At 62.2% G+C, this 21,084-nt stretch carries 23 protein-coding genes; 10 read left to right on the top strand and 13 right to left on the bottom strand.

Annotated features, from left to right (window positions below):
• Window positions 1-63: 63 nt before the first annotated feature.
• Window positions 64-1,659, bottom strand: a complete 1,596-nt coding sequence (gene ggt, locus ON753_RS21640; RefSeq protein ID WP_265965354.1) for a gamma-glutamyltransferase — start codon at window positions 1,657-1,659, stop codon at window positions 64-66.
• Between the two features lie 382 nt (window positions 1,660-2,041).
• Here ggt and ON753_RS21635 point away from each other — a divergent pair, with 382 nt between their 5' ends.
• Window positions 2,042-2,476 (top strand): GlcG/HbpS family heme-binding protein, encoded by a 435-nt coding sequence (locus tag ON753_RS21635; protein ID WP_265965352.1) that lies wholly within the window; start codon window positions 2,042-2,044, stop codon window positions 2,474-2,476.
• Window positions 2,477-2,490: 14 nt separating this feature from the next.
• Here the strand turns inward: ON753_RS21635 and ON753_RS21630 are convergent, their stop codons facing one another.
• A complete protein-coding gene (locus ON753_RS21630; protein ID WP_265965349.1) occupies window positions 2,491-2,961 on the bottom strand; it encodes a GNAT family N-acetyltransferase in 471 nt (156 codons plus the stop codon).
• A gap of 71 nt (window positions 2,962-3,032) precedes the next feature.
• Window positions 3,033-3,620, bottom strand: coding sequence for a polyhydroxyalkanoate synthesis repressor PhaR (phaR, locus tag ON753_RS21625; RefSeq protein ID WP_265965347.1), 588 nt, complete (start codon window positions 3,618-3,620; stop codon window positions 3,033-3,035).
• Between the two features lie 282 nt (window positions 3,621-3,902).
• On the opposite strand from phaR, the gene ON753_RS21620 reads away from it, so the two are divergent.
• Together ON753_RS21620 and phbB are read left to right on the top strand one after the other, a co-directional pair.
• On the top strand, window positions 3,903-5,084 hold the full coding sequence (locus ON753_RS21620; RefSeq protein WP_265965346.1) for an acetyl-CoA C-acetyltransferase: 1,182 nt from the start codon (window positions 3,903-3,905) through the stop codon (window positions 5,082-5,084).
• Between the two features lie 117 nt (window positions 5,085-5,201).
• Entirely contained in the window at window positions 5,202-5,930 is a 729-nt protein-coding gene (gene phbB / locus ON753_RS21615) for an acetoacetyl-CoA reductase (protein WP_265965344.1), read from the top strand.
• A gap of 44 nt (window positions 5,931-5,974) precedes the next feature.
• Here phbB and ON753_RS21610 read toward each other — a convergent pair whose 3' ends face one another.
• Window positions 5,975-6,706, bottom strand: a complete 732-nt coding sequence (locus tag ON753_RS21610; protein WP_265965341.1) for a DUF3299 domain-containing protein — start codon at window positions 6,704-6,706, stop codon at window positions 5,975-5,977.
• A 247-nt stretch (window positions 6,707-6,953) separates the two neighbouring features.
• Between ON753_RS21610 and ON753_RS21605 the strand changes: the two genes are divergently transcribed.
• Window positions 6,954-7,595, top strand: coding sequence for a septation protein A (locus tag ON753_RS21605; RefSeq protein WP_265965340.1), 642 nt, complete (start codon window positions 6,954-6,956; stop codon window positions 7,593-7,595).
• Between the two features lie 36 nt (window positions 7,596-7,631).
• On the opposite strand, the gene ON753_RS21600 is transcribed toward ON753_RS21605, so the two are convergent.
• The 5 genes from ON753_RS21600 to ON753_RS21580 form a co-directional block, all read right to left on the bottom strand.
• Entirely contained in the window at window positions 7,632-8,054 is a 423-nt protein-coding gene (locus ON753_RS21600) for a hypothetical protein (protein ID WP_265965337.1), read from the bottom strand.
• Between the two features lie 291 nt (window positions 8,055-8,345).
• Entirely contained in the window at window positions 8,346-8,531 is a 186-nt protein-coding gene (gene rpmF / locus ON753_RS21595; protein ID WP_265965334.1) for a 50S ribosomal protein L32, read from the bottom strand.
• Window positions 8,532-8,710: 179 nt separating this feature from the next.
• A complete protein-coding gene (gene mtgA, locus ON753_RS21590; protein WP_265965332.1) occupies window positions 8,711-9,424 on the bottom strand; it encodes a monofunctional biosynthetic peptidoglycan transglycosylase in 714 nt (237 codons plus the stop codon).
• Window positions 9,417-10,631 carry an SAM-dependent methyltransferase gene (locus ON753_RS21585; RefSeq protein WP_265965330.1) on the bottom strand — a complete coding sequence of 405 codons (1,215 nt, stop codon included), beginning with the start codon at window positions 10,629-10,631 and terminating at the stop codon, window positions 9,417-9,419. The genes mtgA and ON753_RS21585 overlap by 8 nt, the downstream gene beginning before the upstream one ends.
• Before the next feature lie 126 nt (window positions 10,632-10,757).
• On the bottom strand, window positions 10,758-11,981 hold the full coding sequence (locus tag ON753_RS21580) for an SAM-dependent methyltransferase (RefSeq protein WP_265965328.1): 1,224 nt from the start codon (window positions 11,979-11,981) through the stop codon (window positions 10,758-10,760).
• A gap of 254 nt (window positions 11,982-12,235) precedes the next feature.
• On the opposite strand from ON753_RS21580, the gene ON753_RS21575 reads away from it, so the two are divergent.
• On the top strand, window positions 12,236-13,144 hold the full coding sequence (locus ON753_RS21575; RefSeq protein WP_265967227.1) for a polyprenyl synthetase family protein: 909 nt from the start codon (window positions 12,236-12,238) through the stop codon (window positions 13,142-13,144).
• On the opposite strand, the gene ON753_RS21570 is transcribed toward ON753_RS21575, so the two are convergent.
• Genes ON753_RS21570 through ON753_RS21560 form a run of 3 tightly spaced genes read right to left on the bottom strand, consistent with a single transcriptional unit; the run spans window position 13,128 to window position 16,107 of the window.
• Complete coding sequence (locus tag ON753_RS21570) at window positions 13,128-14,072, bottom strand: prephenate/arogenate dehydrogenase family protein (RefSeq protein WP_265967226.1); 945 nt, start codon at window positions 14,070-14,072, stop codon at window positions 13,128-13,130. The two genes, ON753_RS21575 and ON753_RS21570, sit on opposite strands and share 17 nt — an antisense overlap.
• A 17-nt stretch (window positions 14,073-14,089) precedes the next feature.
• Entirely contained in the window at window positions 14,090-15,220 is a 1,131-nt protein-coding gene (gene hisC, locus ON753_RS21565) for a histidinol-phosphate transaminase (RefSeq protein ID WP_265965327.1), read from the bottom strand.
• Complete coding sequence (locus ON753_RS21560) at window positions 15,217-16,107, bottom strand: chorismate mutase (RefSeq protein WP_265965326.1); 891 nt, start codon at window positions 16,105-16,107, stop codon at window positions 15,217-15,219. Before ON753_RS21560 ends, hisC begins: the two co-directional genes overlap by 4 nt.
• A gap of 227 nt (window positions 16,108-16,334) precedes the next feature.
• Between ON753_RS21560 and metX the strand changes: the two genes are divergently transcribed.
• The gene (gene metX / locus ON753_RS21555) at window positions 16,335-17,537 is read left to right on the top strand and encodes a homoserine O-acetyltransferase MetX (RefSeq protein ID WP_265965325.1); all 1,203 of its coding nucleotides are present in this window, start codon (window positions 16,335-16,337) and stop codon (window positions 17,535-17,537) included.
• Window positions 17,538-17,541: 4 nt separating this feature from the next.
• Window positions 17,542-18,174, top strand: coding sequence for a methionine biosynthesis protein MetW (gene metW, locus ON753_RS21550; RefSeq protein WP_265965324.1), 633 nt, complete (start codon window positions 17,542-17,544; stop codon window positions 18,172-18,174).
• A 49-nt stretch (window positions 18,175-18,223) separates the two neighbouring features.
• On the opposite strand, the gene ON753_RS21545 is transcribed toward metW, so the two are convergent.
• On the bottom strand, window positions 18,224-19,021 hold the full coding sequence (locus ON753_RS21545) for a class I SAM-dependent methyltransferase (RefSeq protein WP_265965322.1): 798 nt from the start codon (window positions 19,019-19,021) through the stop codon (window positions 18,224-18,226).
• Between the two features lie 137 nt (window positions 19,022-19,158).
• Between ON753_RS21545 and gloB the strand changes: the two genes are divergently transcribed.
• From gloB to ON753_RS21530, 3 genes are all read left to right on the top strand, one after another.
• Window positions 19,159-19,941 (top strand): hydroxyacylglutathione hydrolase, encoded by a 783-nt coding sequence (gene gloB, locus ON753_RS21540; RefSeq protein WP_265965321.1) that lies wholly within the window; start codon window positions 19,159-19,161, stop codon window positions 19,939-19,941.
• Between the two features lie 119 nt (window positions 19,942-20,060).
• Complete coding sequence (locus tag ON753_RS21535) at window positions 20,061-20,282, top strand: hypothetical protein (RefSeq protein WP_265965319.1); 222 nt, start codon at window positions 20,061-20,063, stop codon at window positions 20,280-20,282.
• 45 nt (window positions 20,283-20,327) lie between these two features.
• A complete protein-coding gene (locus ON753_RS21530) occupies window positions 20,328-20,774 on the top strand; it encodes a cupin domain-containing protein (RefSeq protein WP_265965317.1) in 447 nt (148 codons plus the stop codon).
• The last annotated feature ends 310 nt before the right edge of the window (window positions 20,775-21,084 follow it).

Here is a 21,084-nt window from a genome sequence, read left to right as displayed (position 1 = left end):
GCACTCAACACGCCGCGCACCGGCATCTCAAGGATCAAATTGACGCGGGGCCGGGAACAAGGGTCAGTATCCGGCCGCGTGTCCGTCCTTGCGCGGATCGGAGCCGGCCGTCAGCAGCCGCCGGGCCCTGTCGATCATGATCGCCTGGGACCCGCCGATCGGACCGCCGGCCGGGCCGACCTTGTGCCCCAGCGCCTTGAGGCCGTCGATCGTCGATGGCGGAACGAGTCTTTCCGCCTCCAGATCGTGGCTGTTCATGTCGAAGAACATGCGCGGAAAATCGATCGCCGCCTGAACATCCATGCCGTAATCGATGATGTTGGTCAGCACATGGGCGTGGCCGCAGGCCTGGTACTGCCCACCCATCACGCCGAAGGAAAGCCACGGAGCGCCGTCCTTGAGGACCATGGCCGGAATGATGGTGTGCAGCGGGCGTTTGCCGCCGTCGATCGTGTTGGCATGGCCGCGCGCCACCTTGAAGGACTTGCCGCGGCAATGCAGCAGGACGCCCGATTCCGGCGCCACGATGCCGCTGCCGAAATCGCTGAACAGCGAGTTGATCAGGGAAACCGCCAGGCCGTCCTTGTCGACGACGGTCAGGTAGACCGTATCCGTTTGCGGCGCGAGCCCGCTTTCCGGTACGGTGGCCATGCGCCCGGTCAGGGAAACCTGCTCGGCGAGCCTTGCCAGATACTCCTCGCCGACAAGGTGCGAATGGCAGATATCCATGTGGCCGGGATCGGTGACGAACTTGTCGCGCACCGCATAGGCGATCCGCGCCGCTTCCATTTCCAGATGGAAGCGCTCCGGCCCGAGCGGATCCATTTTGTCCAGATCGAAACGCTCCAGGATGCCGAGCATGATCAGGGCGATGATGCCCTGCCCGTTGGGCGGCAGCTCGGCGACCGTGTGCCCCTTGTAGTCCCTGAGCACCGGCGAGACGGCCGTGGTGTGACAGGCCGCCAGGTCGTCCCTGGTCATCAGGCCACCGCGGGATTGAAGCGCCGTGACTATGTCCTCGGCGATCGGACCGGAATAAAAGGCATCCGCCCCGCCTTCCCCAATGGCCTGCAGGGTGTCCGCCAGGCGCGGATATTTCAGGATTGTTCCGATCTTGGGCGACTCGCCGTTGATGAGATATCTGGCGGCCGAAACCGGATCGCTGGCGAGCTTGTCGACGTCGCCCGCCCAGTCGTGGGCAACGCGGGGCGCCACGGCAAAGCCTTCGTTTGCATAGTGGATCGCGCGTTTGAACAGGGATTTGAAACTCTTGGTGCCGTGGGCCTTGAGCAGCGTTTCCCAGGCCCGGATCGCGCCGGGAACCGTGACCGCGTGCGGAGAGGTATCCGTGATTTCGGAAACGCCAAGCTCCGCAAGCTTCTCCGGTGTCGCCGCGCGCGGTGCCGCGCCGGAGCCGTTGAAGCCGATCAGGCGCCCGTCCGGTTCCATGACGATGGCGAAACAATCGCCGCCGATCCCGGTCATGTGCGGTTCGACGACACATTGAACCGCCACGGCCGCAATGGCCGCATCCACGGCGTTGCCGCCGCGCTGCAGCACTTCGAGCGCCGCACTCGTCGCAAGCGGATGGGATGTTGAAGCCATTGCTTCACGCGCAAATACCGGTGACCGGCCCGGTGCCTGAAAATCGCGCTTCACTGAATTCCTCCCGCCAGAATCATCAATTCCTGGTTATCGATCTTTTCCAATTGGCCGTAGAAGCTTCTTGGTTATTGGGCATAGTCGCCAACTGAGTGGTCTGTTAGCAGATTCCAATCGCGGGCACATTAAGGAGAGTTGGCGAAATGCGCAAACCGACATCGGCCAATAAACGCCACGCTGCCCTGACGTAGCGAAAACACGGCCTTCGGCGGACCCGCTTGCCGGCTCGCCGATCGTCAAATGCGCGGCCTGGCCGATGTCTGCATCGCAGCGCGCCCTGCACATCCTGAAAGCGATCAACCTGCATCAAGGTCAGCGACCCGGAAGGCAGGCTGACTGGCCGACAACCCGATATGGACCATCAGATGGGGGAGAATCAATGACAATTGGTATTGCACTTTCAACTGCCGAAACCATCACTTCCGCCGCGCTGGAAAAGGCGGCGGAACTGAATCTCAAACCGCTGACCGTCGCCGTTCTTGACGCAGGCGGCCACACCGTCCTCCTGAAGCGGCAGGACGGTTCCTCGATCATGCGTCCGCAGATCGCCAGCGGCAAGGCAATCGGCGCCCTGGCCGTGGGAACGGGTACCAGGTGGCTCAACGCCAATGCGGAGACCCGGCCCCATTTCGTCAACGCCCTGAACGGTGTTTCCGGCGGCGCCATCGTGCCCGTGCCGGGTGGCGTGCTGATCAGGAGCGAGAAGGGCGAAACGCTCGGCGCCGTCGGCATTACCGGCGACACCTCGGACAATGACGAGGCCTGTGCCGTCGCCGGGATCGAGGCTGCCGGGCTCGTTGCCGACTGCGGCTGAGCGGCGCCTTGGAATTACCGGTCGAGCGCCTTGCGGAAAATCTCCAGAATGCCGTCGGGCGTCCTGACGGTATCGAGACGGTGCCAGTTCCTGCGAAGCAGCAGGGATTGCGCCGATCCGGTGGTTGAGAACAATTCGCTGAATCCGAGGCGCGCGGCCTGCTGTTCGGCCCCTTCGACAAGCCGTGTCCCGGTCCCCGAGCGTCTGAACCCGGAAGGAACGAGAAGGGCCGTCAGCCATGCTCCCGGATAGCGGTCGGATCCGGGCGACGTATCTCTCAAGGATACCGTGCCGACGGGAGTGGCCTGCCGATCGAGCGCAACCAGGCAAACCGGCAAGGCGTCCGGAACGGTCAGGTAGTCCGCAAGGTCCTGCCGCGCATTCCCCGGACCGTCCGGTCCATACCAGTCCTGCCACTCTTCCAGGTACCAGCGCTCTATCTGATCGGCGGCTTCCGGCAGGCAAGCCAATGGCACAACTGTCATGGGTCAAAACGCGTTGCAGCCCGGCGGCACCAAACGCGCGCGCCGGGATGAGGGAAAACGGGGTCAGTGAATCAGGATTTCTCGCTGAGCCGATTGATCTTCTTCTGCATTTCCTCGAGCTGGCGCTTCATGTCGTCCAGGTCGGCCGTCTCGGCCTTGCCCCCGGTCGCGGAACCTTCGGACGATGAATTGGGCGATCCGGCCTCGCCGGTCGGGAACGGCATGAACATCTTCATCGCCCGTTCGAACATTTCCGAGTTCCGCTTGACCTGCTCCTCGATGGCATCGAACGCCGTCGCGCCGAAGGCTTCGCTCATCTGTGAGCGCAGCTTATCCTGTTCCCTGGTCAGAGAGGTCATCGAGTATTCCAGGAAACTCGGAACGAGCCCCTGCATGCTGTCGCCGTAAAAGCGGATCAGCTGGCGCAGGAACGTGACGGGCAGCAGGTTCTGTCCCTTGCCTTCCTGCTCGAATATGATCTGGGTCAGCACGGACCGGGTGATGTCGTCCCCCGTCTTTGCATCATAGACGACAAAATCCTCCTCCCCCTTTACCATCACCGCCAGATCCTCAAGCGTGACATAGGTGCTGGTGCCGGTGTTGTAGAGCCGCCGGTTGGCGTATTTCTTGATGATTGTCGGCTCGTTGGTCTTGGCCATTCGTCACTTCCGCTTGTGGTTTCCCATTTGACGACAACGCTTTCGCAGACCTGTCATCTCCTCCGGATATGAGACTAAGCCAATCATATCCGGTCGTGCCACCATTTTTATTGCGGCAACGAAAGGATGATGCCGCAAATGCGAAAACAGGCCGCTGATTGGGATTCGCACGGTTGACACAAAACCCACCGCAGTTTCTAGTCCTTCAATTAATGGGGATCAAAGGTGCCTCAGCGGCACCAGTCTTCTAAGGTTATTTGGCCCTAAGTCTCGGAGAGTATCATGAGCGCTTCCACCGATATCGTCATTGTCAGTGCGACCCGCACGCCTGTAGGCAGCTTCAACGGCGCCTTTGCCAGTGTTCCCGCGCATGATCTGGGTGCCATCGTCATGAAGGCCGCCCTGGAAAAAGCCGGACTGCAGGGCGGCGAGATCGATGAAATCGTCTTCGGCCAGGTCCTGACCGCGGGCCAGGGCCAGAACCCCGCCCGGCAGGCGGGCATCAATGCCGGCATCCCGGAAAGCGCCACCGCCTGGACGCTCAACCAGGTGTGCGGCTCGGGTCTCAGGACCGTCGCCATTGCAGCGCAGCAGATCATGACCGGCGACGCCAACATCATGATGGCGGGCGGCCAGGAGAGCATGTCGCTGGCCCCGCATTGCGCGCACCTGCGCGCCGGCCACAAGATGGGCGACTACAAGATGATCGACACGATGATCAAGGACGGCTTGTGGGACGCGTTCAACGGCTACCACATGGGCCAGACCGCCGAGAATGTCGCCCAGAAGTGGCAGATCAACCGGGAGCAGCAGGACGAGTTCGCGTTGGCTTCCCAGAACAAGGCGGAAGCTGCACAGAAGGCCGGCAGGTTCAAAGACGAGATCACCCCCGTCACCGTTCAGGAGCGGAAGTCCGAGCGCGTGGTCGAGGATGACGAATATATCCGCCACGGCGCGACGCTTGAAAGCATTGCAAAGTTGCGCCCGGCCTTCGACAAGGACGGCTCCGTGACCGCCGCAAACGCTTCCGGCATCAACGACGGCGCCGCCGCGCTGATCGTCATGAGCGCCGCCGAAGCTCAAAAGCGCGGCCTGACCCCGCTCGCCCGCATCGCCTCCTGGGCAACGGCCGGTGTCGACCCGGCCATCATGGGCAGCGGCCCGATCCCGGCCTCCCGCAAGGCGCTGGAAAAAGCCGGCTGGTCCGCCGCCGATCTGGACCTGGTCGAAGCGAACGAGGCGTTCGCCGCCCAGGCCTGCGCCGTCAACAAGGACATGGGCTGGAATCCGGACATCGTGAACGTCAATGGCGGCGCGATCGCCATCGGCCATCCGATCGGCGCATCGGGCGCCCGCGTCCTCACCACGCTGCTGCATGAAATGGGCCGCCGCGACGCCAAGAAAGGCCTCGCCACCTTGTGCATCGGCGGTGGCATGGGCGTTGCCATGTGCCTGGAGCGCTGATCCGGATCGACTGCGCAGCTCATGGCCGGTCCGCACCGGCCATGGGACAAGAATTCGAAAGAATCAAGAATTTCAAAGAGCCCGAAGGGCCCAAAGCGGAAGTCAGGAGGAACGGGAATGAGCAAGGTCGCATTGGTCACAGGTGGAACCCGCGGGATCGGGGAATCAATCTCGCGCGGTCTGAAAGACGCGGGCTATACCGTGGCGGCCACTTATGCCGGCAACACCGAGAAAGCCGAAGCCTTCAAGGCCGAAACCGGCATTCACGTCTTTAAATGGGACGTCTCCGATCCTGAAGCCTGCGCGGCGGGCATAGCCCAGGTGGAAAGCGACCTGGGTCCGGTGGAAGTTCTCGTCAACAACGCCGGCATCACCCGCGACGGTATGTTCCACAAGATGGATTTCGATCAGTGGCGCGCGGTTCTGTCCACGAACCTCGATTCCATGTTCACCATGACGCGCCCGGTGATCAACGGCATGCGCGAACGCGGCTCCGGCCGCATCGTCAATATCTCGTCGATCAACGGTCAGAAGGGCCAGATGGGCCAGTCCAACTACTCCGCCGCAAAGGCCGGCGTGATCGGCTTCACCAAGGCGCTCGCCCAGGAGAACGCCTTCAAGGGCATCACCGTCAACTGCGTCTGCCCGGGATACATCAATACGGACATGGTGGCCGCCATGCCGGAAAAGGTGCTGGAATCCATCGTGTCGAACATCCCGGTCGGCCGGCTCGGCAAGCCGGAGGAAATCGCCCAGACCGTCGTCTACCTGGCCTCCGACGCCGCCGCCTTCATGACAGGTGCGGTGATGACCATCAATGGCGGCCAATACATCGCCAACGGCTGACGAAAACCCTGCAAATCCGGTAAAGGCGTCCTTCGCGGGCGCCCTTACTGCGGAGAATTCGTTCCCTGACTCCCCCTGAACAGGTTCCAGAGCCGCTGCGCCGGGTCGGGCCCGGCTTTCTCATCAAGGCTTCGAACCCCCGTGACCTCCATCTCGAAGGCCGCGATCATGTCGACGCGGCCATCCAGCAGCGTGATTTCCTGACGCGTCATTTGAAGCGACAGCCGCCCCGTCATCACCACGGGTTCATAGATGTATTCCCCCTGCCATTTCCCCGAGACCCGGTAGCGGACCATCTGGTTGGGATCGGGCGCCGGCATGTGGCTGCACATGCCCTGTTCCGGCACGAGATAGCCACTCGTCACCGCGCCGCCCGGGTCCTGGACCGGGATCACATAACCCTTGATCGCGATCTCCCGGCCCTCCAGAGCTGCATTTCCGGCCATGGCGGCGGCTGCGCGTTTCCTGGCGATGTCACGGCGATGCGAGAGCAGCCAGTCCGTCCTGACGCCGCTCGCCGCCAGCTTGGCCTCTTCCCGGCGCAGCTCCGCCTCCAATTGCGGGCGCTCACTTGGCGGGACATCCGGCGCGCCGAGCCTCCGGCGCAATTGCAGAACGGTGCCGAGCGACCTGAGCTCGCGCCCGCTCAACGCTTCGAACGGATCGTCGAACTGTGCGGCCGGGTCCTTCAGTTCGTCCCAGCCGATCAGCGCGGCGGCATGAGCCTGCGGAGCAAACAGCAGCACCATGACGAGTAACAGGATCGCGCGCTTCACTTATCCGGCCTCCATTGACGGCGGCTGATCCCCCAATAGGGGATCGCCTGGCAGGAGCGTCTGCTCCGACCTTCTCCTGTCACAGCTTGCCTGAGGTCACAACAGGCCTGTTTGCGCTTTCGGTGGATTGGCGGCGGGAAATTCGCACCGGCCTTGCCAGGTTCCGCCGCCTTTTGCACGGCCATGCCTTGACCCGGCTCCCCCTTGCCCCTATCTCCCAGAAAACAAAACATGCGAGCCAGGTGATATGGAATTCGAACACGCCCCGAACGACCCGACCCGCAAGGAACTGTCGCCGCTCCTCAAACTGGCGCTGGAACTGGGCCCGCTTGGGGTATTTTTCCTGTTCAACGCAAGAGGCGAGCAGATCTCCGCCGCGTTTCCCGCGCTGCAGGCCGTCGGCAAGCCGATTTTCCTGGCGACCGCCGCGTTCATGGTCGCAATCGCCCTGTCGCTTGTCGTGTCGCTGTGGCTGACCAGGCGGCTGCCGATCATGCCGCTGGTCTCCGGCGTGGTCGTGCTGGTCTTCGGCGCCCTGACGCTGTGGCTGCACGACGAGTTGTTCATCAAACTCAAGCCCACCATTGTGAACGCCTTGTTCGGCACGATCCTTCTGGGCGGCTTGCTGTTCGGAAAGGCCCTGCTCGGATATGTCTTCGACAGCGCCTTCAGCCTGACGGACGAGGGCTGGCGCAAGCTGACCTTCCGCTGGGGTGTGTTCTTCTTCGTGCTTGCGGCGATCAACGAAATCGTCTGGCGCAGCTTCTCGACCGACTTCTGGGTCAGCTTCAAGGTGTTCGGCATCATGCCGATCACCCTCATCTTCACCCTGACCCAGCTGCCGCTGATCCACAAACACGCTGTCACGGACGACGGCAAGGACGCCTGAAGCGTCCGTCTGCCGCCAGGGACGCGTCCTGCGCCGTCAGTGCGGCTCCCCGTGTCCGAAGGTGACGTCCCGGCGTGCCCCGGTGATGGCGACGGAAAAGCCTGCGATCACATCGATCAGGGAAATCAGCATCAGGATGAAGAACAGCGACGTGGCCGCCTGCTGCACGATCAGGAATTCCACCAGATAAGCCACGAACACCAGCACCGAAAACATGTGGTCCAGCAGCGCGGTGGAGCCGATCCGCGTGGCTTTCAGGATTTCGATGAAAAGGAAGAACAGAGCGCCCGTGATGAGGAGGTCGCTTGCAAGGAGCTGGAAGTCAACGCCGGAAACCATCCCGATGGTGATGACCGGCCGCGACCAGAACGCAGGATCCGCGGCGCCTGCCGTGAAGGCCAAGCCGTTGTAGATCAGCAGCGAAAACAGCGTGAACGGGAGAGCGGAGAAAAGACGCATCGAACGGCTCCTGAAGCAAATCACCCCAAAGGGCAAGTGATCGGCGAACTGACACGATATTGGCAGCCAATTCAAGGCAGCTGGAGCGTTTCTCGATAAAATCGAACCATGGGGGCGGAACACGCGCCCGGCAAAGAAAAAGGCCGGCCTGTCGAAACAGGGCCAGCCTCAATCCTGGTTTGCCATGTGGCGATCCGCTCCAGAGCATCCTGCGCTTGAGGCAAAAGGCTCTTTTCTTCCGAAAGGTCAGCTATCCCGCTTTCAGGCGCATTTGCCCGAAAGTGATCGGTGTTAAGCTTCTTCCTTCGGGGAGAGGATCTGACGGCCCCGATACATGCCGGTCTTCAGGTCGACGTGATGCGGGCGACGCAGTTCGCCCGAATCCTTGTCCTCGACGTAAGTCGGCTGCTTCAGAGCGTCCGTGGAACGGCGAAACCCACGCTTGGAGCGCGAAGTTTTTCTCTTTGGAACGGCCATTTTGTTTTTCTCCGTGGTCCATAACCGCGCGGCCCGGACCGGGTTAGCCCGGGGCGTGGCGTCACGCAACGTGTTGGAATGCGCGGCGTTATACAGGTAACGTCGACGTTTTGCCACCCCATAGACAAAAAATTCTTAGCCTGAAACACAGACAGGCTGCAGGGGCCCGAACATCGGGCCTATTTTCCCAGAACGCAATCGAAAATCGGGCCGGCAACTTTGACTCGGGCAAGGTTCGTTGCCGCCAGCCTGCGGTGTCCCGAGGAGGGCTTGGCCGAGTTCCGGCCCCTCGGATTTGGCAGCGCCGTTGCAAGACGCGCCGCTTCCACCTGGGACAGGTCCTTTGCCGGTTTGCCGAACCACGCCTGGGCGGCGGCCTCGGCGCCGAAGATGCCTTCCCCCCATTCCGCTATGTTCAGATAGATTTCCAGGATACGCCTTTTGGTCAGGATCGCGTCGAGCATCATCGCCAGGGGAAGTTCCAGCACTTTGCGGATGTAAGACCGCTCGCCCCACAAGAACAGGTTTTTCGCCGTCTGCATGGTGATGGTGCTCGCCCCGCGCGGGCGCTCCCCCTCGCTCAGGGCTTCGACCTGTTCATGCAGAACATCCCATTCCACGCCGTTGTTCTGGCAAAACCCGCTGTCCTCGGACGTGATCACCGACCTGATCAGACTAGGGGAAATCTCCTCCAGCGGCACCCATTGCCGGTCCACCCAGAGAAACTGCACGTATCGGCCGATCATCAGCGTGCTGATCGGCGGCACGACGGAATATATGACGGTCAGAACCGGCGGCAGGAGGATGAGAACGAGCAGCAATTGAAGGAACCGCTTGCGCGCGACACGCCAGAAGCCGCGCCCGCCTGCGGATGCCTTTCCCGTCCTAGCCATTCAGTTTCCGTTCGTTGTCGACAATGAAATCCCGGACGATTGGCACCGCGTCCCGCTCCTTCGACAGCAGAAGCTGGAACACCATGTTCGATCCATGCAGGAAACCCAGTTCAACGGCACAGAGATAAAACTCCCACATCCGGCAGAAGGTTTCATCGTAAAGCGCGGCAGCCTCGTCCCGCCTGGCCTCGAACCGCCGGCGCCAGTCGCGAATGGTGTAGTAATAGTGCAGGCGCAGGATTTCCGCATCGCAGACCCATAACCCGAGCCGCTCGGTGGACGCAAAAACTTCCGACAATGCAGGCACGTAACCACCAGGAAAAATATGCTTGCGGATGAACGGGCCTGTTGTTCCCGGAGGCGTCATGCGTCCGATGGAGTGAACGACGGCATAACCGCGCTCGGTCAGGCACTTGCGGATGCAGCCGAAATATTCGTCCAGATGACCGATGCCGACATGCTCCATCATTCCGACGGAGATGATGCGGTCGAAACGGCCTTCAAATTCCCGGTAATCCTTCAGCACGAAGGTCACCCGGTCCTCAAGCCCGGCAGCCCGCACACGCTCCTCGGCGATTTTCACCTGTTCCGGAGACACGTTCAGGGACGTGACGCGCGCGCCGGCCTGTGCCATGCGAATGGCCAGCGATCCCCAGCCGCCACCGATTTCCAGGACCTCCATGTCCGGCTCCAGGTTCAGCTTGGCGACCAGACGGGTCAGCTTCGCCGCCTGAGCCACTTCCAGGCTGTTGTCCGGGTGGGTGTAATAGGCGCAGCTGTAATTCAGGCCCTCGTCGAGAAACAGCCTGTAGAGATCCGTCGACAGGTCGTAGTGATGCCGGGCCTGCTTTTTCGCCCGTTCCACGCTGTTCTTCTGCTGATACCGCCGGAAAGTCTTCCACCCCTTGCGCAGCAGTCCCTGCACCGGGTTGGCCCCCAGTGGCGCCCGGTTGATGGAGAAAAGGAACATGAAGTCGTAGCAGGTCGACCCCTCTTCCATGGTAAGGGTGCCATCCATATAGGCTTCGCCTGCCGCAAGTTCCGGATTCAGAAAGAGCGACCGGTACAGCTTCTTGTCGTGAAGCCGGATGGTGACCGTCGGGCCGTCCTCGCCGGATCCAAATTCATGCACGGCTCCCTCGACATCGTATACCCGCATCCGTCCGCGTTTGACGAAGGAGCGCAGGAGGGTTGACAGCAGTCTCATAAGTTCTTTCTCCGCAAAGGGTTGGCGCAAAATTGCTAATTAAAAACGTCTCAGGCCATGTATTCAAGATCGGGCGCCGACGATACCAGGACCGGGTAGCGGGGGAACGCACCTTCCGTCCGTACCCTAGCTTTCATTATTCAGTTTTCGTTCGTTGTCGACGATGAAGTCCCTGATGATCGGAACGGCATCCCGCTGTTTCGACACGAGTAGCTGTGTCACCATGTTGAACCCGTGCACAAAACCCATTTCGACGGCGCAGAGGTAGAATTCCCACATCCGGCAGAACCGCTCGTCATAGAGCTTCGCGGCCTCGTCCCGCCGGGCCTGGAAGCGTCGTCGCCAGTCGCGGATGGTGTAGTGATAGTGAAGGCGCAGAAATTCGGCGTCGCAGACCCACAACCCGAGCCGCTCGGTGGCCGAAAAAATTTCAGACATCGCCGGCACGTAGCCGCCGGGGAAAATATATTTGCGGATGAACGGCCCCGTTGTACCCGGCGGCCTTATGCGTGCAATGGAGTGAATGACCGCATAACCGCCGCGCTCGGTCAGGCAGTCTCGCACCGTGCCGAAATAGTTATCGAGCTGCCCCACGCCGACATGTTCCATCATGCCGACGGAGATGATCCGGTCGTACTGCCCCTTGAATTCGCGGTAGTCCTTCAGCACGAAGGTCACCCGATCTTCCAGCCCGGCGGCCCGCACACGCTCCTCGGCGATTTTCACCTGTTCCGGAGACACGTTCAGGGACGTGACGCGGGCGCCGGCCTGTGCCATGCGAATGGCCAGCGAGCCCCAGCCGCCACCGATTTCCAGGACCTCCATGTCCGGCTCCAGGTTCAGCTTGGCGACCAGATGGGTCAGCTTCGCCGCCTGAGCCTCTTCCAGGCTGTTGTCCGGATGGGTGTAGTAGGCGCAGCTGTAATTCAGGCCCTCATCTAGAAACAGCCTGTAGAGATCCGTCGACAGATCGTAATGGTGGCGGACCTGCTTTTTCGCCCTTTCGACATCGTTCTTCTGCTGCCAGCGTTCCACCACCTTCCAGACCCTGCGCAGGAACGCTTGAACGGGATACCCGTCGAGGGGATCGATGTTGAGGAACACCACCGTCATGAACTCGTGGCACGTGGTCCCTTCCTCGAGGGTCAGCGTGCCGTCCATATAGGCTTCGGCGGCGGCAAGTTCGGGATTGAAGAAAAGCTTGCGGTGGAGTTTCTTGTCATGAAGCCGCAATGTTGCGGTCGGGCCGTCCTCGCCGGACCCGAATTCGTGAAGCGTGCCCGTCGCGTCATAGACGCGAAGGCGGCCGCGTCTGATTGTGGATCGAAGCAAGCTCGAGAGCAATTTCATCAGACAATTCTCCAGACACTCCAGATTGCCGTCACTCCCGGCCGTAACCGCTTGGCAGCGCAGTCGGAATGAGCCATTGTGTGGGGCGCAAGGAGTGCGCGCAAGCTGCTGCCGGCAACGCCTGATCCGCAGCTGGTGATTTTCCTTCCCATCAACAGGACCATTGGCAATTTTTTCGATTTCCCGCCTTGACGATACAGAGTTTTGGTTTCAGGGAAACCCGAACTTTGAAAAAGTTGTCCGCTGTGGAGCGCATGGTGACCTTTGATTTATCGCAGCACCTGGGGGTGCAGGCCGGACGCATCGAATCGATTCTGGACGGCATCCTGTCCGATGCCGCTCCGGAGCACGAGATCACCCGACCGCCGCGGCTTCTGGCCGCCATGCGCCACGGCGTCCTGAGCGGCGGCAAACGCCTGCGGCCCGTCCTGGTTCTGGAAACCGCAAACCTGTTCGGGCGCAATGACGCCGGCGTGCTGCAGGCGGCCTGCGCACTGGAACTCGTCCACTGCTATTCGCTGGTTCATGACGATCTGCCCGCCATGGATGACGACGACCTGCGCCGCGGCCGGCCGACGGTGCACAAGGCCTATGACGAGGCGGCCGCCATCCTGGCCGGGGATGCACTCCTGACCCTGGCGTTCGATGTCATTGCGCAAGACCCGGTCCACGCCGATCCGGCCGTGCGCCTTCGCCTGTCACGGGAGTTGTCCCGCGCGGCCGGGGTCGGCGGCATGGCGGGCGGTCAGATGCTTGACCTGCAGTCGGAACACACAGAGCGCACGGAAGCCGAAATCCGCCAGTTGCAGTCGATGAAAACCGGCGCCCTGTTGCGCTATGCCTGCCGGGCGGGCGCGGTGCTGGCCGACGCTTCCGCAGCCGATACCGACCGCCTGACCCGCTTTGGTGAGGTCATCGGTCTCGCCTTTCAGCTCGCGGACGATCTGCTGGATGTCGAGGCGAGCCAGGAAACGGTGGGCAAGGCGACCGGCAAGGATGCCGAGGCCGGCAAGGCGACGCTGGTCGGCCTCTGGGGGACGGACAAGGCACGGGCCGAACTCGCCCGGCTCCTGGGCGAAGCCGAAACGCTGCTCGGGCCTTATGGCGAAAAGGCGGACGTGCTGACCAGCCTTGCGGAGTTCATCGTCAGTCGGCCGAAATGAAGGGCTTGTCCTTGGCATGACGGCCGAAGTCCGGTTCGTCCATGTCCTGGCCCGCCTCGATGATCGACCGGCGGATGCTGCGGGTGCGGGTGAAGAGATCGAACAGCATGTCCCCGTCGCCCCAGCGGATGGCCCGCTGCAGGGCGGAAAGGTCTTCCGAAAACCGCGCCAGCATTTCCAGGATGGCATCCTTGTTGTTGAGGCAGACATCCCGCCACATGGTGGGATCGGAAGCGGCCAGACGGGTGAAATCCCGGAAACCGGACGCGGAGTACTTGATCACTTCGGACTTGGTGACGGTTTCAAGGTCGTCCGCCGTGCCGACGATGTTATATGCAATCAGATGCGGCAGATGCGAGACGATCGCCAGCACCAGATCGTGGTGTCTGGCATCCATCCGGTCGACATCCGATCCGCAGCGGCGCCAGAAGGCGGTGAGCTTTTCGAGGGCGGCCTGGTCGACATCTTCCGGCGGCGTCAGAATGCACCAGCGCTGCTCGAAGAGGGTCGAAAAGCCCGCATCGGGACCGGACTGCTCCGTCCCGGCAATCGGATGCCCCGGGATGAAATGCACGCCTTGCGGCACATGGGGCCCGACCTGATCGATCACCGACCCCTTTGTCGAACCGACATCCGTCAGGATCGCGCCCTTTTTCAGGGCCGGTGCGATCCATTTCGCCACTGCTTCATTGGCTCCCACGGGCACGCACAGGATGACGAGGTCGGCCCCATCGACCGCCACGGCCGCGTCAAGCGAATAGCTGTCACCAAGTCCGAGCTCTTCCGCACGCTGCAGGGTCGCGGGCGAACGGGTGGAAACGGCGATTTCCTTCACCAGGCCACGCTCGCGGGCGGCCTGCGCAAGGGAGGAGCCGATCAGGCCGATCCCGATCAGCGCCATGCGTTCGAATAAGGGAGCCCCGGTCATGTTTTCTTGTTCTGCTTTCACGCCTTGCCCAGAAAATCTTTGAGATGTGCAACAACGGTCCGGTTGGCCTCCTCCGAGCCGACCGTCATGCGGATGGCATTGGGCAGACCGTAATTGCCGACCAGGCGCAGCACGCAGCCGCGTTCCAGAAGATAGGCATCGGCATCCGTCGCCCGTTTGCCGTCTTCATCCGGGAAATGGATCAGCAGAAAGTTACAGACGCTCGGCGTGACCTTCAGGCCGAGCTTCTGCAGTTCCTCGGTCAGCCAGGGAAGCCACTTTTCGTTGTGTTCGACGGATCTGGCGATGAATTCACGGTCCTTGACCGCGGCAACGCCTGCGGCGATCGCCATGCCCGAGAGATTGAACGGCCCGCGGATGCGGTTCAGCGCGTCAATGACATGAGCCGGACCGAACCCCCAGCCGATACGCAGGCTGGCAAGGCCATAGATCTTGGAAAAGGTCCGCGTCATGAAGACGTTCTCGGCAGTGGCGGCAAGCTCGATACCGCTTTCATAGTCGTTCCGGCGGACATATTCGCCATAGGCGGCATCCAGCACCAGAAGCACCTGGGATGGAAGCCCGGCATGCAGACGCCGGATCTCCTCGAACGGCAGATAGGTGCCGGTCGGGTTGTTGGGGTTGGCGACGAAGACCATCCTGGTCCTCTCCGTCACCCGCGCCAGGATCGCGTCGACATCCGTCGTCAAATCGGTTTCCGGCGCGATCACCGGCGTTGCGCCTGCCGCCCGGATGGCGATGTCATAGACGAGAAACCCGTGTTCGGAATAGATCGCCTCGTCGCCCGGACCGAGATAGGCGTAGGCCACCATGCTCAGGACTTCGTCCGAACCCGCGCCGCAGATGATCCGGTCCGGATTGACGCCGTAAACCTCCCCGATCGCCGCCCGCAGCTCCGTCGATGATCCGTCCGGATAAAGCTCCAGGTTCTGCGCGACCGCTTCGATCGCCGCCTTTGCGGCGGCGCTGGTGCCGAGCGGGGTCTCGTTGGAGGAGAGCTTGTGCACGGTCTTGCCATGCGTGCCCTTGCTCTTGCCGGGAACGTAAGGGGCGATGTCCAGGACACCGGCTCGTGGCTGGGGGCGGTTCGCGCCGCCGGCTTTCGTTACTGTCGTCATCTCGTTCATTCCTGAGGCTCCTCGTCCCCGGCGCTGAAACCGGCCACCGGCTCGAAAGTGTCTTCCGGATCGCCGTTGCCGTCGATCGGCGCGGCATATCCGCCGACACGTCTCAGCACATCCGGCTCGGCCCCGGCTGCCACGCAAGCGGCAAGAACATCTTCTTCCGTCAGATCTCCCGAAATCGCCAACAGCGCATCGACGCCCCTGGCGGACCGGAAGAAGCTCAGCACCTCTATGCCCTCATCCATCAGTTTGCCGGGTAGAACATCGGACCAGCGGGCGTCATAAACCGCAACATCGGCTTTGTCGACAAGACTGTCGGCCCTGGTGAGAACCAGCGCCGGCAGATCCGCGGGCCGGTCCTCCAGAACAACGAAAGGCAGGCGGGCCTGGACGAGCGCCCCGGTTTCGCTGAGGCCCCGCCACCAGGGCAGCTCCGCCCGGTCGGTCAGGGCAACCAGCCCGAGGTCGCCATCGGAAGCCGCGACGGCACCGACGACATCGGCCGCATCGCTTGCCGCTACCAGCTCGATCGAAAATCCGAAATAGAACCGGGCAAGATCCAGCATGCCGATCAGTTCGGCGCTGCCGTCCAGATGCAGGCAGGCGTGCGCATGCAGCCCGGTGCAGGCGCAGATGATGTCGCGCCAGATATGCTCCACCGTCGACAGCGGCAGATCACCGTGATGGCGCTCGACCATCTGGCGCATCATGTCGGCGTCACGTTCGGGATGAAACACGGGGCGGGAGGCCCCTGCGGCCCCGGTCGCCGCGGCAAGCCCGGCTTCTGCCTGCGCGCGCTCCATCAGGGCATCGTGGATCCGCGCGTCGATCTCGTCTATACGCGTTCGCAATTCGTCCAGCGGCACTCCGCCGTCCGGCAGTCGGGACATAGTGAGGCTCCAGCCTTCCTTTTCGGTTCAGCGGCGCATAGTCATAGGCATGTGAACGCGCAAAGGCAAAAGAAAACATTGACTCGGCAAGCTTCGCGCGGCTAGGTCGCCTGTCTATCAAACGTCTTCAGAGGCAGGCGGAGGTGCTGGATCCGATCCCGGCCTCGAGACTTCCGTACCCGCCCGGAATTTCCTAAAAGGAACCGAAAAACCAACTCTTGGAGCCCATGTCCGCTGAACCATCAAATCCGGCCACGATTCAGGATCTGAAGATATCCGAAGCGGAGACGCCCTCCAGCAAGTTCGTGCGCTTTTCGGCAGACGAGCCGCTGGAGCTGGATTCCGGTGCCAAACTCGGTCCCTGGCAGATTGCCTATGAGACCTATGGCGAGCTGAACGCGGACAAGACGAACGCCGTTGTCGTGTGCCACGCGCTGACGGGCGACCAGTATGCCGCCTCCACCAACCCGGTGACCGGCAAACCGGGCTGGTGGAGTACGATGATCGGGCCGGGCAAGCCGGTCGACACCAACCATTATTTCGTCATCTGCGCAAACGTTCTGGGCGGATGCCTGGGCACCACCGGGCCGGCGACCACCAACCCGGAGACCGGCGCGCCCTACGGGCTGGATCTTCCCGTGGTGACGATCCGCGACATGGTGCGGGCGCAGGCACGGCTGGTGGATCACCTCGGCATCGACACGCTGTTCGCCGTAATCGGCGGTTCCATGGGCGGCATGCAGGTGCTGCAATGGGCGGTGAGCTACCCCGAGCGCGTCTTTTGCGCCGTTCCCATTGCCGCGGCCGCCCGGCACACATCGCAGAACATCGCCTTTCACGAGGTCGGCCGGCAGGCGATCATCGCCGATCCGAACTGGCGCGGCGGCAACTACATCCAGGAAGGCGTGCGGCCGACCAAGGGGCTCGCCGTCGCTCGCATGGCGGCGCACGTCACCTACATGTCCGACGAGTCCCTGCACCAGAAATTCGGCCGCAACCTGCAGGACCGGGACAGCCTGACCTTCGGATTTGACGCGGACTTCCAGATCGAAAGCTATCTGCGCCACCAGGGCATGACCTTCGTCGACCGCTTCGACGCCAATTCCTATCTCTATGTTACCCGAGCCATGGACTATTTCGATCTGGCGGACGAATTCGGCGGTACGCTGGCCAATGCCTTCAAGGGCACGAAGACCCGCTTTTGCGTCATGTCCTTCACCTCCGACTGGCTGTTCCCGACCTCGGAAAGCCGCCGCGTGGTCAGGGCCCTGAACGCGGCGGCAGCAAACGTCTCTTTCGTCGAGATCGAGAGCGACCGGGGGCATGATTCGTTCCTGCTCGACGTGCCGGAAATGTTCGCGACGATCCGCGGCTTCCTGACCGGAGCGGCCCGCGCACGCGGCGTGCCGGCGCCGGGCGAGGAGGTCTGATCCCGTGAACCTGTCCCCGATACAGACCAAGCCCGGCGAAACCCGCGGCGACCACAAGGTCGTCGCATCCCTGGTTCCCCACGGCGCCCGCGTTCTCGACATCGGCTCGGAAGACGGTGCGCTGCTCGATCTTCTGGCGCGCGAACGGCAGGTCGACGGACGCGGCATCGAGCTGTCCCAGGAAGGCGTGAACCGCTGCGTGTCACGCGGCCTCTCCGTCATCCAGGGCGATGCCGATACCGACCTGACCGACTATCCCGACCACGCATTCGACGTCGTGATTCTCAGCCAGACGCTGCAGGCGACCCGCGAACCCAAGCGGGTGGTGAGCGAGCTTCTGCGCATCGGCCAGCAGGTGATCGTCTCGATTCCGAATTTCGCCCATTGGCGCAACCGGGCACAACTGCTCTTCCGCGGCCGCATGCCGGTGACCAAGTACCTGCCTTACGAATGGTACGACACGCCCAACATCCATTTCTGTTCCCTGAGGGATTTCGTCGAGCTCTGCCGGGAACTGGATGCGAATGTCGAAAAGGCGGTCGCACTGAGCGGCAAGGGCAACAAGATACCGGTCAACGCGCCCTGGTGGGTCTGGAACCTTATCGCCGAGCAGGCGGTGTTTCTGCTGAAACGGTAGGGCACGGACCCCGTAAGATTGAATGCACCGGTCGCTGTGGAGCGCACCGTCAGTCAACACCGGCACAGGGCCGGCGCGGGCTTGCTCCATGAACCCTTCTGACCGGCTTCAGCCCGGTCGCGACGCCTTCGGGAATGAACACCGGGCGCGGCACCCTGAACCGGCTCTTCTTGCCGTTTACCGGCAGGCTCTGGTAGACGACCTTTTCCGCCTCCACGATCAGAACCCCGCCGAAGGCCGGCCAGATCCGGCGCCCGATGCCTTCCCATGTGCGTGCCGCCCGCAGGATGAACCGTGCCTTGGTGGGCGGCATGAACAGGGCTTCCTTGTCGTCCAGGATGTTGAACTGGCAGTTCTTGAAGAGCTCCTTCAGCTGCCCGCCCGAATAGGGACGGCCATAGCCGAAGGGCGACAATTCCGAATGCGCCCACAGGCCGCGCCGGTTGGGCACCACCGCGATCAGCCGGCCGCCGGGCGCCAGCACGCGCCAGGCCTCGCGCAGGACGGCCTCCGGATCGGAAGAATGATCCAGGACATGCACCAGCATAATGCGGTCAAAGAATACGTCGGGAAACGGCAATGCCGCATCCTCGACCAATGCGCAGGCGCTGGCGTGGCGCTCCCGCGGCCAGTGAACGGCTCCCTGAGGCGCCGGCATGGCGCAGATCGCCCGCTCGACCTGGTCGAGATAGGGGCGCATGAACGGCCCGGCATAGCCTACGCCGAGCAGGCTCTGCCCCGTCAGGTCCGGCCACATCTTGCGGATGGGCGTACCGATCAGCCCCCGCAGCAGCCGTCCGAGCGGTAAATCGTAGAAGGCACGCAGATGGACGACGTCGAGATACATCAAAACTCGCTCGGCGGATGTTGGTGGTTGCGATTGAACAGGGAACCGGGTGAAAGCGCAAGATCTCTTGCCTTGCTCCCGGCTCCTCTCTTTGCCACTCTGCGTTTCAACGAGTCAATCACTGCAAGGAGGCTTCCATGGCCCTGAGCGACACCACCGAAATCCGCCAGTTCACCTGCCTCAACGACAATTTCGGCGTGCTTCTTCACGACACGGCAAGCGGAACGACCATCGCCTTCGACGTGCCCGACGCGGCGTGTTACCAGCAGGTGCTGGAAGAAACCGGGTGGAAACTCAGCCACATCCTGATCACCCATCACCACTGGGACCATGTGCAGGGGCTCGGCGAACTGAAGCGGAAAACCGGCGCGGCCGTGATCGGGCCCGAACGGTCCCGGCAGAAGATTTCCGAACTGGACAGCACCGTCGAAGACGGCGACGATGTCTTGTGCGGCCCTTATGAGATCAGGGCCATCGCGACGCCGGGCCACACGCTCGACCAGATCTCCTGGCATATCCCCTCCGTCCGGGTGGCTCATACCGGCGACACGCTGTTTTCGCTCGGTTGCGGACGGGTGTTCGAAGGGGACAAGGAAATGATGTGGTCCTCGCTCGCCAAACTGATGCGCCAGCTTCCCGACGACACCACCATTTACTGCGGACACGAATATACCGACGCCAATGCCAGGTTCGCGCTGACGATCGATCCGGACAATCCGGATCTTCAGGCAAGGGCGCGGCAGGTCCAGGAACTTCGCGCCAGGGGCGAGGCGACCCTGCCGACCACCATGGCACGGGAAAAAGCGACTAATCCGTTCCTGCGTGCCGGAGAAGCCTCCGTCGCTGCCGCTCTCGGCATGGAAGGCAAACCCCCGGTTGAGGTTTTCACCGAGATCCGCACACGCAAGGACAACGCTTGAGGCGATTCCTTTGCCGAGAGTTCGCAATTGCGGCAACCTTAAGGCTTTTCCGCGCCCGCAGACTTAAAACCCCGAAACCCGCGCCCCATATGGAACCTGTCCCAGATCCTGAAAGGGCAATGACCATGACACCTGCGAGCGCCGAAAACTACCTTGGGCGATCTGCCGAACAACGTGCGAAGGATGTGGTCAGCCGCATCGTCAGCCAGACCGAGCCGATCCCCGTGCATTTGGGCGGCGGCCAGAAACTTGACCTGCAGGTCCTCTATGACGAAGTTGTCGCCGCCTTGCGCGAAACCATCGACGATCTGGCTTACTGTGCGGACAGCAAGGCATCCTGACCGCAGGATGCGCCGTTTCGCGCAAGCCGAAAACCCGGGAACCCGATGCCTGCCAGTTCCGACATGACCGCCGACGAAGTTGTCGCCCTCCTGAAAATGCAGCCGCATCCGGAAGGCGGGTTCTATGCCGAGACCTTCCGCGACCCTGTCACCGACGACACCGGCCGCGCCGCCTCCACCCTGATTTACTTCCTGCTGCCGGAAGGCGTGCTGTCGCGCTGGCACAAGGTGGACGCGGTCGAGACCTGGCACTGGTATGCGGGTAGCCCCCTGGAACTTTCCATCAGTCCGGACGGCCGGGAAAAGCAGGTCCTCACGCTCGGCAACGATCTCCTCACCGGCCAGCGCCCGCAAGGCATCGTTCCCCGCGACGGCTGGCAACAGGCGCGCTCGTTGGGCGTCTGGACGCTGGTCGGATGCACGGTGGCACCGGGCTTTCAGTTCGAAGGATTTGATATGGCGCCGGAAGGGTGGGAACCGGGAAGCGCTTAAGATCGCGCATATTTTCGAGGCCTACCTGCAGCCGGAGTAATGTCCGCGCAGGGAGGCCCCCACGGTGCGGCTGGATCGCATTGACGCTGTTTTTCGAAAAATTCGTGTTACGCCGGGAACCATTTTCCATTCCCGGAATTCTCCTTGCAGCATAAGGAGAGCGACATGCACGGCATCATCTATCTCATTGGCCTCATCGTGGTCATTGGTGTTCTTCTGTCCTTCCTTGGAGTGCTTTGATCCGCTATTGCTGCCCGCCCCTGGCAGCTTGGGCCGGATGCGACAGTCAACTTGCATAGCACGGTTCCCC

Origin of the sequence: Roseibium salinum, assembly GCF_026240905.1 — a bacterium.
Lineage (GTDB): Bacteria > Pseudomonadota > Alphaproteobacteria > Rhizobiales > Stappiaceae > Roseibium > Roseibium salinum.
This window is presented reverse-complemented; position numbering and strand designations above follow the sequence as displayed.